Source organism: Herbiconiux sp. VKM Ac-2851 (genome assembly GCF_013205105.1).
Lineage (GTDB): Bacteria > Actinomycetota > Actinomycetes > Actinomycetales > Microbacteriaceae > Herbiconiux > Herbiconiux flava.
In genome coordinates this window covers 1,199,748-1,212,308 of record NZ_JABMLJ010000001.1, presented here as the reverse complement: position 1 = coordinate 1,212,308, position 12,561 = coordinate 1,199,748, and the positions used below count along the sequence as shown (strand labels likewise).

General features: G+C 73.8%; 10 protein-coding genes. 7 read left to right on the top strand and 3 right to left on the bottom strand.

The window, feature by feature from the left end:
• Window positions 1–17: 17 nt before the first annotated feature.
• The 3 genes from HQQ85_RS05720 to HQQ85_RS21295 form a co-directional block, all read right to left on the bottom strand.
• Window positions 18–569, bottom strand: coding sequence for a hypothetical protein (locus HQQ85_RS05720; RefSeq protein WP_173181481.1), 552 nt, complete (start codon window positions 567–569; stop codon window positions 18–20).
• A gap of 86 nt (window positions 570–655) precedes the next feature.
• Window positions 656–1,294 carry a flavin reductase family protein gene (locus HQQ85_RS05715; RefSeq protein WP_173181480.1) on the bottom strand — a complete coding sequence of 213 codons (639 nt, stop codon included), beginning with the start codon at window positions 1,292–1,294 and terminating at the stop codon, window positions 656–658.
• Window positions 1,295–1,433: 139 nt separating this feature from the next.
• Complete coding sequence (locus tag HQQ85_RS21295; protein WP_173181479.1) at window positions 1,434–4,118, bottom strand: Ig-like domain-containing protein; 2,685 nt, start codon at window positions 4,116–4,118, stop codon at window positions 1,434–1,436.
• A 169-nt stretch (window positions 4,119–4,287) separates the two neighbouring features.
• Between HQQ85_RS21295 and HQQ85_RS05705 the strand changes: the two genes are divergently transcribed.
• From HQQ85_RS05705 to HQQ85_RS05675, 7 genes are all read left to right on the top strand, one after another.
• Complete coding sequence (locus HQQ85_RS05705; RefSeq protein WP_173181478.1) at window positions 4,288–5,031, top strand: TetR/AcrR family transcriptional regulator; 744 nt, start codon at window positions 4,288–4,290, stop codon at window positions 5,029–5,031.
• A complete protein-coding gene (locus HQQ85_RS05700; protein ID WP_173181477.1) occupies window positions 5,028–6,362 on the top strand; it encodes an MFS transporter in 1,335 nt (444 codons plus the stop codon). Before HQQ85_RS05705 ends, HQQ85_RS05700 begins: the two co-directional genes overlap by 4 nt.
• A gap of 51 nt (window positions 6,363–6,413) precedes the next feature.
• Entirely contained in the window at window positions 6,414–7,676 is a 1,263-nt protein-coding gene (locus HQQ85_RS05695; protein WP_173181476.1) for an alanine racemase, read from the top strand.
• A 67-nt stretch (window positions 7,677–7,743) separates the two neighbouring features.
• Window positions 7,744–9,126 (top strand): D-arabinono-1,4-lactone oxidase, encoded by a 1,383-nt coding sequence (locus HQQ85_RS05690; RefSeq protein ID WP_173181475.1) that lies wholly within the window; start codon window positions 7,744–7,746, stop codon window positions 9,124–9,126.
• Window positions 9,123–10,574 (top strand): glycoside hydrolase family 1 protein, encoded by a 1,452-nt coding sequence (locus HQQ85_RS05685; RefSeq protein WP_254069122.1) that lies wholly within the window; start codon window positions 9,123–9,125, stop codon window positions 10,572–10,574. The genes HQQ85_RS05690 and HQQ85_RS05685 overlap by 4 nt, the downstream gene beginning before the upstream one ends.
• A gap of 96 nt (window positions 10,575–10,670) precedes the next feature.
• Entirely contained in the window at window positions 10,671–11,237 is a 567-nt protein-coding gene (locus HQQ85_RS05680) for a LemA family protein (protein ID WP_173181474.1), read from the top strand.
• Window positions 11,238–11,286: 49 nt separating this feature from the next.
• Window positions 11,287–12,159: a M48 family metalloprotease gene (locus tag HQQ85_RS05675; RefSeq protein WP_173181473.1), complete on the top strand. Its 873-nt coding sequence runs from the start codon at window positions 11,287–11,289 to the stop codon at window positions 12,157–12,159.
• Window positions 12,160–12,561: the final 402 nt, after the last annotated feature.

Below are 12,561 nucleotides of genomic sequence, written 5' to 3'. Positions count from 1 at the left end.
CGAGTGCCGCGCGGCTTCTACTGCGCGTCTCGCGGGCGCCTCGGGCGCCAGAGGTGCGTCAGACCGAGGGCCACCAGCAGGATGCCGACTCCGACGAGCGGCGACGCCGGCCAGTAGAACCAGGCCGGGGCCCACGTCGTGGTGGGACTCAGGATCACACCGGCGATGAAGGCGAGCAGACCGGCCGCCGTCACGGATGTCGGCACGATGCCGTGCCGGAGGAGCCAGCGGCGGGCAGTCCCGATGATCCGGACCGGCAGACCGAGGAGGACGGCTGCCGACACGATGAGGAACGACGAGAACCCCAGGATCACGCCGCCCGCGATGATGGCGACGGGAACCGCGACGAGGGCGGCTCCGAACGGGTCGTACTCGTCCGACGTCGACGATCCCGTGACGGGAACGGAGTTCAGCATCCGGGCGAGGGCGAAGGCCGAGTCGAGGGACGTCAGCACCACCACGGCCGCGCCGGCGATGGCGGTCTGAACCCAGAACGCCCAGGACGGCAGGTCCCGCACAGCCGCACCGGGCGCCTCTCGCGCTGCGACAGCTGACGGGTCGACGACCATGGGATCACTGTAGCGTCCTGCTACCGTCGGGCCATCGAAGCCGCGCGGACCTCGTGGCGCGAGCGCGGGGGCGGGTGCGGGGCGGGTCAGAGGATCTTGGAGTGGTCGCCGAGGCGGTGCCAGGTGCGGTTGTGGTAGACGAGCGGCTCGGCCGAGGCCGCGTCGGCCGCCGGGTCGTCGGCGGGCGGGGCCTTCGTCTCGAGGGCCTGGACGGCGACGACGGTGGAGCCGCCCGCTTCCATGGTGTTGACGACGCGACCGCGGATCCAGGCGTGCGCCGCCGGGAAGTAGGGCTCGCCCGTGGGCAGGCGCGTCCAGATGGAGGTGTCGGCGAAGCGGTCGATGCCGCTGGTGGCGCCGAGCTTGGCGATGTCGAGCTGGGCGGCGCCGAGCAGGTGCACCACGACGGTCTCGCTGCGGCGGATCGTGGGCGTCGAGGACGAGAGCTCCGAGATCGAGAAGACGAGCAGTGGCGGCTCGACGCTGACCGAGAAGACGGAGGTCGCGGTGAGGGCGACGGGGCCGTCCCCGGCATCGGCAGTGATGACCGCGACACCGGCCGGATGGTTGCGGAAGGCCGCCTTGAACTCGTCCGGCGTGACGGTGGGGGCGCTCGGGTGGGCGACGAGCCGGTGGTCGCGCGCGCTGTCGCCGTGGCCGGGAGCGGCGGCGGTGAGGCGGCCGGCCTGGTCGTCGGATGCGGGGGAGGGCTGCGAGTTCGTCACCCGTCAAGCCTAAGTCGGCTCCGGGGCGAGCGGCGCCGGGGCGTAACAATCCGCGATGTCGCCGGGGCACGGGCCGCCGGGGCGAGGCGCGAGGGGCGCCGGAGCGAGGGTGGGCGAGGCGGGGCCGGCGGGGTGAGGCCTAGTCGTCGGCGTCGGCCGTGGCGATGAAGCGCGTCCACGCCCACACCGCCACGCTCACCGCCGCGAAGCCCCCCGCGAGCACCGGCAGCAGCACCGCCGAGCCCGGGTTCGCGGCCGACCGCTCCACGAACCTCGGCGCGAACAGCTTCGCGAGCACCGCGAACGACGGCACCGTGAGCAGCACCCACGTCGTCGGCGACCAATCGAGCAGCCGCCGCCCGAGCGAGTGTCCGAGCGGCACCAGCAGCACGGCCGCCGAGCCGAACGACGCCAGCGCGACCACGTGCACGAACTCGGCCGCGGCGGCCAGCACCGGATCGCCGGGCACGACGGCGGTCGAGGTCGAGCCGAGCGACGACCCGACGAGATCCGCGCCCGGCTGCAGCGCGCCCGACACGAGCCAGGCCGCGACGCCGAGCACGAGCAGCGCCACCACCTGCACCGTCGCGAGCGCCCCCCGTTCGGCCCGGCGGGCACCCTCGGCGACGACGAGCCCCGCGACGAGGCCGAACACGAGCGCGGGCTGCAGGTCGAGCATCCGCGTGACGAGCGCCAGCAGTGCCGACACCACCAGGTACGACGGATGCACGTGCACCCGGCTCGCGACACCGAATGCCGCCCGCGCCACTGCCGACGGCACCACCGTGGCGACGGCGCTGACGAGCGCGAGCGCGGCGGCCACCGCGAGGAACAGGCGGAGGTAGGCGGGCTCGCCCGAGACCGGGGCGGACAGGGTGACGGCCGCGGCCGAGGCGAGCAGCACGAGCACGCCTCGGGCGACCGGGCCGACGGTGAGCTGCGGCGCGCGCTCGTACTCGACGGCTGCCCGGTTGCGGCCGAGCACGCGGTCGCTCGCGGTGATGAGGCGCGCGGCGACGGCGGCGGTCGCGCCTCCGGGCGCCGGCGCAAAGGCAGGAACAGGGGCAGGGGCAGGGGCAGGGGCGACGGCATGGGCGGCGTGAGAATGTGCCCGACGTGCCGGCATGGCCGACGCCGGAGCTGTCAGCGCGGCGGTCGACGCCAGACCTGTCGGCGCCGCGGCCGGCGCCAGGGCGCGGAGGGTGCCCACCGCTCCCGCGAGCAGCCGCGTCGGCAGAGCGATCAGCACGAGCGCCAGCACTCCGGCGAGCAGCGCCACCCACCACAGTCCCGACGTGGCCGGGCCGAGGGCGGGTTGCAGGGCGGAGGTGAAGCGGGTGGCGTCCGACCAGGTGCCGGGCGTCTGTCCGGTGCCGGGCGCGACGGGCGTGCCGGGCGCCGCGGGCGTGCCGGGCGCGGACGGCGCGGCGCCGCCCGGGGTGGGATCGACGGGCGAGCCGGGCGCGGGCGCCGCGCCGCCGGGGGAGGAGGGGGCCGCTCCCGGGGTGCCGGCCGCCGGGCCCCCGGCCGGGCCCGGTGTGCCCGGGGCGGTGCCCGGTGGGTTCGTGGTGGCGCGAGCATCTTGGAACAGCAGGGTCAGCGGGCCGGACTGCACGCTGACGTTGCCGGCGGCATCCTGCTGCAGCACCGCGACCCGGTGACGGCCGGCCGGTGCCGCGGCGGCCGTGCACGACCAGGCGCCGTCGGGGCCGACCGGGGTCTCGCAGAGCACCTGCGCGTCCGCGAAGACCGACACGGTCGCGGCCGGCTCACCGCGGCCGGTGAAGCCCTGCCCGGCGAGCGACACGGTCGCACCTGACGACGGGGAGGCGAGCGACGGGGCCGCCGGCACGGTCATGTCGACGGTGATGGCGACGGGGTCGCTCGCCGGCGACGAGGCGCTGCCGCTCCAGGCGGTGGACTGGGTGGCGCTGACCGAGTGGTCGCCGTCGGTGATGCCGTCGGCGAGAGGGCAGACCCACGCGCCCGAGCCGTCGGCGGTGCCGGTGCAGGCCACGTCGCCGGCGGTCGCCGTCACGGTCGCGCCCGGGAACGCGGTGCCGGCGACGACGCCGTTGGTGAGCGGGCCGCGTGGGCCGCCGGTGACCACGGGGGCGTTGAGCACGGCGACGTCGATCGAGGTCTCGGCCGGGTCGGCCCCGGGGAGCAGGGCGATGGCGCGCAGCGTGGTCGCGGGGGAGCTCGCAAGCGGCGCCGCGCAGCTCCAGTCCCCGTCGCCGTCGGCCGTGACGATGCAGAGCGGCTCCGACGATCCGCCGGTGAGCAGCTGCACCGAGGCGCCCGGCGTGGCGGTTCCTTGCACGAGAACGCCGCTCGTCACGAGTTCGCCGGCCGCCGGGCTCAGGATGCTCGGCCGCCCGTTCGCGACCGGCGGCGGTGTGGGCGTGACGGTGTCGCCCGGGTCGGGCGTGGCGCCGGGCGGTGCGGGCGCCGGCGCCGGGTCGGGGTCGGCCGACGGCACGGGCGACGGCGCGACGGAGTCGGACGGGGGCGGAGTGGGGGTCGGCTCGACGACCTCGCCCGGCGCGGTGGCGGGGAGCGGCGTAGCCGAGGCGGCCGCGGGCGTGGCCGAGGTGGACAGCGGTGTCGCCGGAGCAGCCAGGGACGTGGCCACCGCGGGCAGGGCCGTGGCCGCGGCGGACGAGGCGGCCAGGCCCGGCAGCGCGCCGAAGGCCGCTAGACCCGCGAGGGCGAGCGCCGAGGCCACGACGAGCGCGGAGCGCGTCCGTGCGACGCGCGCCCGCCCGGCGCCGTCGCGGCGGGGCGACGGCGTCCGTTCCCACCTGCTCCGCGATGCCGACACCGCGTCCCATTCAGCCAGACGCCTCCGCGGGCGCAAAACTCCTCGCCCGCGTTTCGGATGGAATTCGGAGACAACCGTAGACGCCGGCAGCCCGGCCAGGCCATACTGACGCAACTGGGTCATCTGACCCACTCACCGCATCCGGAACCGCCGACCGCGAGGAGCGCGCATGGCCCGCCTGCCCGTCGCCGAGCGCCGCCGCCGCCTGCTCGCCGCGGCCTTCACGGTGATCTCGCGATCGGGCGTCGCCGGGGCCACCACGCGGGCGGTCGTCGATGAGGCGGGGATGAAGCTCGCGAGCTTCCACTACGCGTTCGCCTCCCGTGAGGAGCTGCTCGCCGAGCTCGTCGCGGACGTGATCGGGCGCACCGAGGTCGTGCTCACGGTGCCGCCGGCCGAGGGCGAGAGCCTCGAGCGGCTGCTCGAACGCGGGCTGCTGCGCTACCTCGACACGGTGCGCGAGGCCCCGCAGCGCGAGCGGGCGATGTTCGAGCTGACCCAGTACTCCATGCGCACGCCCGGCCTCGAGGGCCTCGCCGCCCGCCAGTACGAGGGCTACCGGGCGCTCGCCGCGGTGTCGCTGACCGAGGCCGCCGAGAGAAGCGGATGCGCGTGGCAGCGCCCCCTCGACGAGGTCGCCGCGCACCTGGTCGCCCTCACCGACGGTCTCGCCCTAGCGTGGCTCGCCGACGCCGACGACGCCCGCGCCCACCGCACCGCGGCCTTCGCGGCCCGCGCCCTCGCGGCGGAGGCCCGCCCCCTCGCGCCCGGCGCCGCTCCGCCCGCCGAGGCCCGCCCGCTCGCCGAGGCCCGCCCGCTCGCCGCCGCCGCCGCGACCGCATCCGTCGCGAGTCCCCCTCTCGTCCGCACCACCACGTCTGCACCACCCGACCGAACCGGGGAGCCCGCATGACCGCCATCCCGCCCGCCGCATCCACCCCACCGACGCCCCCGCCGACACCGCCGGCAGCGCGCCCGCCGCACGCGCTCGCCGAGCCCACCCGTCGGGTAGGCGGCCGCTGGGTCGCCCTCTTCGGCACCGCCTGGCTCGGCATCTGGATGGCCCAGCTCACCCCCGTGCAGCTCCTCCTCCCGCTCCAGATCGACCAGCACCTGGCTGCGACCGGCACCGGCACCGGCGGCACCCCCGCCTGGACCGACAGCGTCGTCGCCTTCGGCGTCATCTCGGCCATCGCCGGTGTCTTCGCCCTGATCGCCTTCCCCGTCACCGGCGCCCTCTCCGACCGCACCACCTCCCGCTTCGGCCGCCGCCGCCCCTGGATCGCCGGCGGCACCCTCCTCTTCGCCGCCTCCCTCCTGCTGCTGGGGCTCCAGACCGAGCTCCTCGGCATCGGCGTCTTCTGGACGCTCGCCATCATCGGCTTCTGCATCCTCTCCTCGGCCCTCACCGCCGCCATCAGCGACCAGGTTCCGGTCGACCAGCGCGGCCTCGTCTCGGCGTTCATCTCGGCGCCCCAGGCGGTCGGCCTCATCCTCGGCGTGCTGCTCGCGACCCTGCTCTTCACCGGGCAGCTGCTCGGCTACGCGGCCATGGCGGTGCTGCTGGTGCTTTTGGTGGCCCCGTTCTGCCTCCTGGTGCCGGATGCGCGGCTGCACCCCGGGCAGCGACCGCCGCTGACTCTCCGCGCCCTGGTGGAGGGCATGTGGGTGAGTCCGCGCGAGCATCCGGACTTCGGCTTCACCCTGCTCAGCCGCATCCTGGTGAACATCGGCAACGCGCTCGGCACGACGCTGCTGCTCTACTTCCTGATGTTCGGACTGAACGACCCGAACGCCGAGGACGACCTGCTCGTGCTGATCGTGATCTACACGATCTTCGTGGTGCTGGCGTCGGTGGTGGCGGGGGCGCTGAGCGACCGGCTGCGACGTCGGCGCGTGTTCGTGCTGGCGGCCGCGGTGCTGCAGGCGCTGGCGGCGCTGCTGCTCGCGTTCGTGCCCGAGCTCACGGCCACGATGATCGGGGCGGCGCTGCTCGGCCTCGGCTACGGCTGCTTCCTCTCGGTCGACCAGGCGCTCGCGACGCAGGTGCTGCCCGACCCGGCCTCCCGCGGCAAGGATCTCGGCATCATGAACATCGCCACCGCCGTGCCCCAGGCCATCGCGCCGCTCGCGGGGGCGGCGATCGTGACGCTGCTCGGCGGCTTCCCGATGCTCTTCCTCGTCTCGGCGCTGTTCGGCTTCGCCGGTGCGCTCGCCGTCAGCCGCGTCAGGAGCGTGCGATGACCCTCGACAGCGTGCGATGACCCCCGACCTCAGCCCCCTCTGGAGCCCCCGATGACCCTCGACCTCAGCCCGCACCCCGCCGACGGGCAGCCGTGGCGCGACGCCCAGCGCTACTGGCGGGGCCTCACCGCCGCGACCGCCGACCGCGAGCCGCCGGTCGCGGTGATCGGCCTCGAGGCGCTCCGGCACAACGCCCACTCGATGCTGCGGCGGGCCGGTGGCCTGCCGATCCGGGTGGCGAGCAAGTCCATCCGGGTGCGGGCGGTTCAGGATGCGGTGCTCGCCCTGCCCGGATACGCGGGCGTCCTCGCCTACACGCTCCCCGAAGCGCTCTGGCTGGCCTCCCGCCGCCCCGACGAGGTGCCCGACATCGTGGTGGGCTACCCCACCGCCGACCGGCACGCGATCCGGGCCCTCGCGGCCGATGAGCGCGCGGCGGCCGGAGTCACCCTGATGGTCGACTCGATCGCCCACCTCGACCTGATCGACTGGGCCGTCGCCCCGGATGCTCGGCCGGTCATCCGCGTCGCCATCGAGCTCGACGCCTCGTTCACCGCACCGGGGCTCGGCCGCCTGGGCGTCTGGCGCTCGCCCGTCGCCACCGTCGACCAGGCGCGGGCACTGGCCGAGGAGATCGTGCGGCGACCGGGCTTCGCCCTCGTCGGGATGATGGCCTACGAGTCGCAGATCGCGGGTGTCGGCAACCGCCCCCGCGGCGGGCTCGCCGACCGGCTGGTGAAGGGCCGCGTGATCGACTGGATGCAGCGGAGCTCGGCCGCCGAGCTCGCCGAGCGCCGAGGCGCCGTGGTGGCGGCGGTGCGCGCGGTGGCGCCGCTCGAGTTCGTCAACGGCGGCGGCACCGGATCGCTCGAGACCACCAGCGCCGACCCCTCGGTCACCGAGGTGGCGGCCGGGTCAGGGCTGTTCGGCGGACACCTCTTCGACACCTACTCGCGCTTCACCCCCGCGCCGGCGGCGGCGTTCGCCCTGCCCGTGGTGCGGAAGCCGCGCCCCGAGATGGCGACGCTGCTCGGCGGCGGCTGGATCGCATCGGGGCCGCCGGCGCCCGATCGGCTGCCCGAGGTCGTCTGGCCGAGCGGCACCCGCATGCAGGCCCGCGAGATGGCGGGCGAGGTGCAGACGCCGCTCTCCGGTCGCACGGCGGCGGCGCTCGCCGTGGGCGACCGCGTCTGGTTGCGGCACACCAAGTCGGGGGAGCTGGCCGAGCACGTGAACGGGTTCTGCGTCGTCGACGACGGAGCGGTGGTCGACGAGGTGCCGAGCTACCGCGGCGAGGGGCAGGCGTTCCTGTGACGCGGATGCTCGCCCGGCACGTCTTCGCGCGGAGGGCCGTGTCGGTGGCGGCGGAGAGGATGGACGCATGACGGCGGCGAACGGCATCTGGCGCAACTGGGCGCGCACCGAGAGGGTGAAGCCCCAGCGGGTCGAGCGGCCCACGAGCATCGGAGCCGTGCAGCGCGCCGTGCGGGCGGCGGCCCGCGGCGGTCAGCGCATCAAGGCGGTCGGCGCCGGTCACAGCTTCACGGGCATCGCGGTGGCGACCGGGGTGCTGCTCGAGCTCGACGAGCTGAGCGGCCTGGTCTCGGTCGATCGGGAGCGCGCCCGCGTCACCCTGCTGGCCGGCACCCGCCTGCATCAGCTGCCCGCCCTGCTCGGCCCGCACGAGCTCGCGCTGGCGAACATGGGCGACATCGACCGGCAGTCGATCAGCGGCGCCATCTCCACCGGCACCCACGGCACCGGCGCGCGCTTCGGCGGCCTCGCCACCCAGGTCGTCGGGCTCACCCTGGTCACGGCCGACGGCGAGCTGCTGCGCATCGACGAGCACGAGAACGCCGAGCTGCTGCCGGCCGCCGCGCTCTCGCTCGGCGCGCTCGGCATCATCGTCGACGTGACGCTGCAGTGCGTTCCGGCCTTCGTGCTGCACGCGGTCGAGCGTCCGCTGCCCCTCGAGGAGGTGCTCGGCGGGCTGCACGGCCCCGACGGCGTCGTCGACTCGAGCGACCACTTCGAGTTCTACTGGTTCCCGCACACCCGCTCGGCCGTCACGAAGACGAACTCCCGCCTCGACGCCGGCGCCCCGACGCGCCCCCTCTCGCCGATGAGCTCGTTCGTCGACGACACGCTGCTCGCGAACGGCCTCTACGGCATCACCTGCGCCGCAGGCCGGATGGTGCCGGGCATCATCCCCACGGTGAACGGTCTCGCCGAGCGACTCTGGTCGAACCGCGAGTTCTCCGACCTCTCGCACCGCGTCTTCGTCACCCGCCGCACGGTGCGCTTCCGCGAGATGGAGTACGCGGTGCCGGCCGCCGACGTGCCCGCGGTGCTGCGTGCGATCGACGCGCTGATCGAGGAGCGCGGGTGGCGCATCTCGTTCCCGATCGAGGTGCGGTTCGCGCCCGCCGACGAGCTCTGGCTCTCCACCGCCACAGCACGCGACAGCGGCTACATCGCCGTTCACCGCTACTATCGCGAAGACCACCGCGAGTACTTCGAAGCGGTCGAGGAGATCATGACCGCCCACGCCGGCCGCCCCCACTGGGGCAAGCTGCACACCCGAACCGGCGCCGACCTCTCGGCGCTCTACCCGCAGCACGGCGCCTTCGTGGCCCTGCGCGACCGCCTCGACCCGAGCGGCCTCTTCACGAACGACTACCTCGACCGTGTGCTCGGGGCCCCGGTCGAGGCCTCGGCCGCATCCGAGGCGGCGACGCGCACCGATCGAACGGCCGGCGCATGAGCGGCGCCCTCCGCATGACGCCCGAGGAGCGGCGCGAGTTCGCCCGCGACCTCGGCGGCCGGCTGCCCGACGGCTTCGTGCTCGGCACGGCGACGAGCGCCTTCCAGATCGAGGGCGCCACCCACGAGGGCGGTCGCGGCCAGTCGGTGTGGGACGCGTTCACGAGCCAGCCGGGTCGCATCGTCGACGGCTCGACCGCCGACCGCGCATCCGACTTCTATCACCGGGTGGAGGAGGACGTTCAGCTGCTGCACGACCTCGGCGCCGACTCGTACCGCTTCTCGTTCGCCTGGCCGCGCCTGCAGCCCGAGGGCAAGGGCCCGCTTCGGCGCGAGGGCGTCGACTTCTACGAGCGGATGCTCGACCGCCTCGACGAGGCCGGCATCGACACCATGGCGACGATCTTCCACTGGGACACCCCGAACGAGCTCGCCGGTGGCTGGATGCGGCGTGACACCGCGCTGCGCTTCGGCGACCTCGCCTTCCTCCTGGGGGAGCGCTTCGGCGAGCGGATCAGCCGCTGGGTCACCGTCAACGAGCCCGCCACCGTCACCCTGAACGGCTACGGCCTCGGCGTGCATGCGCCCGGCGCCACCCGCCTGTTCAACGCCCTGCCGGCCGCGCACCACCAGCTGCTCGGTCACGGCCTCGCCGTGCAGGCGCTGCGGGCGGCCGACGTGCGCGGCGGGATCGGCATCGTCAACGTGCACTCGCCCGTCGTGCCGGCCACCGATTCCGACGCCGACGTGGCGTTCGCCGAGCTGTTCGACGTGCTGCACAACCGCGTCTTCGCCGACCCGGTGCTGCTCGGCCGCTACCCCGAGTTCCCCGAGGGCTTCGAGCCGCTGTTCTCGGCCCTCGGCGAGGCCGACCCGGCCGATATCGCCCTGATCGGCCAGAAGCTCGACTTCTACGGGCTGAACTACTACATGCCCACCCGCATCGCCGCCGGCTCGGGCGGCTCGGCCACCCCCGACGGCACCTCGACCGCCATGGGGTCGCTTCCCTTCCACCTCGAGCCCTGGCCCGAGTACCGCAGCACCGGCTTCGGCTGGCCGATCGCGCCCGAGTACCTCGGCGTCGCCCTCGACGAGCTGGCCTTGCGCTACGGCGAGACGCTGCCGCCGGTGTTCATCACCGAGAACGGGGCCTCGTTCCCGGATGCGCGGGAGCTCGACGAGCACGACGGAACGCCCCACGTGCGGGACGGTGCCCGCATCGACTACCTGGCTGGCCACCTCGAGGCGGCCCTGTCGGCGGTCACGGGTGGCGGGCCGGCGTCGGCGATCGACCTGCGCGGCTACTACGTCTGGTCGCTCATCGACAACTTCGAGTGGGCCGCCGGGTACACGCAGCGCTTCGGGCTGGTGCACGTCGACTTCGAGGACTTCACCCGCACGCCGAAGGACTCGTACCAGTGGTTCCGGCTGCTCGCCGAGTCGCGCTGACCTCGGGAGCGGGGCCCGTCGACGTCGCGCCGGGGGTAGCTGGGAGAGCGCCGCTTTCCCCCTGAGAGCGCGCTCCCCGGCCGATATACTGCTCGCATGGAATGGCTGATCCCGCTCATCGTCGTCGTCGCCCTGGTCGTCATCGCCGGCATCTACCTCTGGGCCACGTACAACTCGCTCGTCACCCTGAACGTGCGCGTCGACGAGGCGTGGAGCGACATCACGGTGCAGCTGAAGCGACGCGCCGACCTGCTGCCCAACCTGATCGAGTCGGTCAAGGGCTACGCGGCGCACGAGAAGGCCGTGTTCGAGAACGTCACGCGCGCCCGCGCCGAGACGCTGTCGGCCCAGGGCCCCGCTGAGGCGTCCCAGGCCGAGAACCACATGCAGAACGCGCTGAAGAGCATCTTCGCGGTGGCCGAGGCCTACCCGCAGCTCCAGGCCAGCCAGAACTTCCTGCAGCTGCAGGCCGAGATCGTCGACACCGAAGACAAGGTGCAGGCGTCGCGCCGCTTCTACAACGGCGGCGTGCGCGAGCTGAACACCAAGATCAAGAAGTTCCCCAACACGATCTTCGCCCGCCGCCTCGGCTTCTCGGAGCGCGAGTTCTTCGAGGTCAGCGACGTCGCGGCGATCGCCGAGCCGCCGCGCGTGCAGTTCTAGCCCTGCCCCTCTAGCCCGGCCCCGCCGGCCTGCCCGCGAATAGGAATCCATGTATTCCGCGATAGCCAAGAACAAGCGCAACACCGTCGTCATCATCGCCCTGTTCCTGCTGATCATCGGCGGCCTCGGGTGGCTGGCGTCGTACATCTACGGCAACGTCTCGATCGTCGTCATCACGCTGGTGGTGGCCATCGGCTACGCGCTCATCCAGTACTTCGCCGCCTCGGGGCAGGCGCTCGCGATGAGCGGGGCGCACCAGATCGAGAAGCGCGACAACCCGCGGCTGTGGCGCATCGTCGAGAACCTGTCGATCACCACGGGCACACCCATGCCGAAGGTCTACGTCATCGACGACCCGGCCCCGAACGCCTTCGCGACCGGCCGTGACCCCGAGCACGCCATCGTGGCGGCTACGACGGGCCTTCTCGACATCATGGACGACGCGGAGCTCGAGGGCGTCATGGCCCACGAGCTCGGGCACGTGCGCAACTACGACATCCGGGTGTCGATGATCGTGTTCGGGCTGGTGGTCGCCGTCGGGTTCATCGCCGACATGTTCCTGCGCATGGCCTTCTTCGGGCGCAACAACAACAACGGCAACCCGATCGTCATGGTCTTCGGGCTCGTCGCGATCCTGATCGCGCCGCTCGTCGCCACCGTCGTGCAACTCGCCGTCTCCCGGCAGCGCGAGTACCTCGCCGACGCCACCGGTGCGCTCACCACCCGCCACCCGGATGCGCTGGCCAGCGCCCTGCAGAAGCTCGCCGCCTACGGCCGCCCCGTGCAGCGCCAGTCCTCGTCGATGTCACACATGTGGATCGCCGACCCCAACAAGCCGGGCGTCATCGACAAGCTCTTCTCCACCCACCCGCCCATCCCCGAGCGCGTCGAGCGCCTGCGGGCCATGGGCGGTGCCTTTTAGCTGCGCCAGCAGCTACGACTCCGTGGGCTCCGCCCACTCCATCGGCCTGGCTCCGTGAGCTCCGCCCACTGCGCCGGGCCCACTCCGGGCGCTTCGCGCCCTGCGTCGCAGCCGCCGGCTGTGCGCCGCCGCCTCTGCGGCGCACCTGGCCGGTGACTACCGGGATCCTCCGTGCTGGCGGCTCCGACCGGCGGGCGCGCCGTCGAGGCCGCCGCGCCCGCCCGACCCGGGCCCCGCCCGCCCGACCTTGGGCCGCGCGGTCTCGGCGCAATGCACCAACCCCTACCATCTCGCGAGTGGTCAGGTTTGGCGCCAAGGGTCAGTGTTTGGGGCCAGAAGTGACCAGTCGCGGCTCACTCCAGGGCGGTGTTGTGGGCGAGTGGTCAGTTTTGGCGCGATGCG

Excerpts from the sequence above, each read along its gene's own strand:
- HQQ85_RS05720 (WP_173181481.1), bottom strand. The coding sequence starts at position 569 with ATGGTCGTCGACCCGTCAGCTGTCGCAGCGCGAGAGGCGCCCGGTGCG.
- HQQ85_RS05675 (WP_173181473.1), top strand. The coding sequence starts at position 11,287 with ATGTATTCCGCGATAGCCAAGAACAAGCGCAACACCGTCGTCATCATC.
- HQQ85_RS05700 (WP_173181477.1), top strand. The coding sequence starts at position 5,028 with ATGACCGCCATCCCGCCCGCCGCATCCACCCCACCGACGCCCCCGCCG.
- HQQ85_RS05680 (WP_173181474.1), top strand. The coding sequence starts at position 10,671 with ATGGAATGGCTGATCCCGCTCATCGTCGTCGTCGCCCTGGTCGTCATC.
- HQQ85_RS05690 (WP_173181475.1), top strand. The coding sequence starts at position 7,744 with ATGACGGCGGCGAACGGCATCTGGCGCAACTGGGCGCGCACCGAGAGG.
- HQQ85_RS05705 (WP_173181478.1), top strand. The coding sequence starts at position 4,288 with ATGGCCCGCCTGCCCGTCGCCGAGCGCCGCCGCCGCCTGCTCGCCGCG.
- HQQ85_RS05695 (WP_173181476.1), top strand. The coding sequence starts at position 6,414 with ATGACCCTCGACCTCAGCCCGCACCCCGCCGACGGGCAGCCGTGGCGC.
- HQQ85_RS05685 (WP_254069122.1), top strand. The coding sequence starts at position 9,123 with ATGAGCGGCGCCCTCCGCATGACGCCCGAGGAGCGGCGCGAGTTCGCC.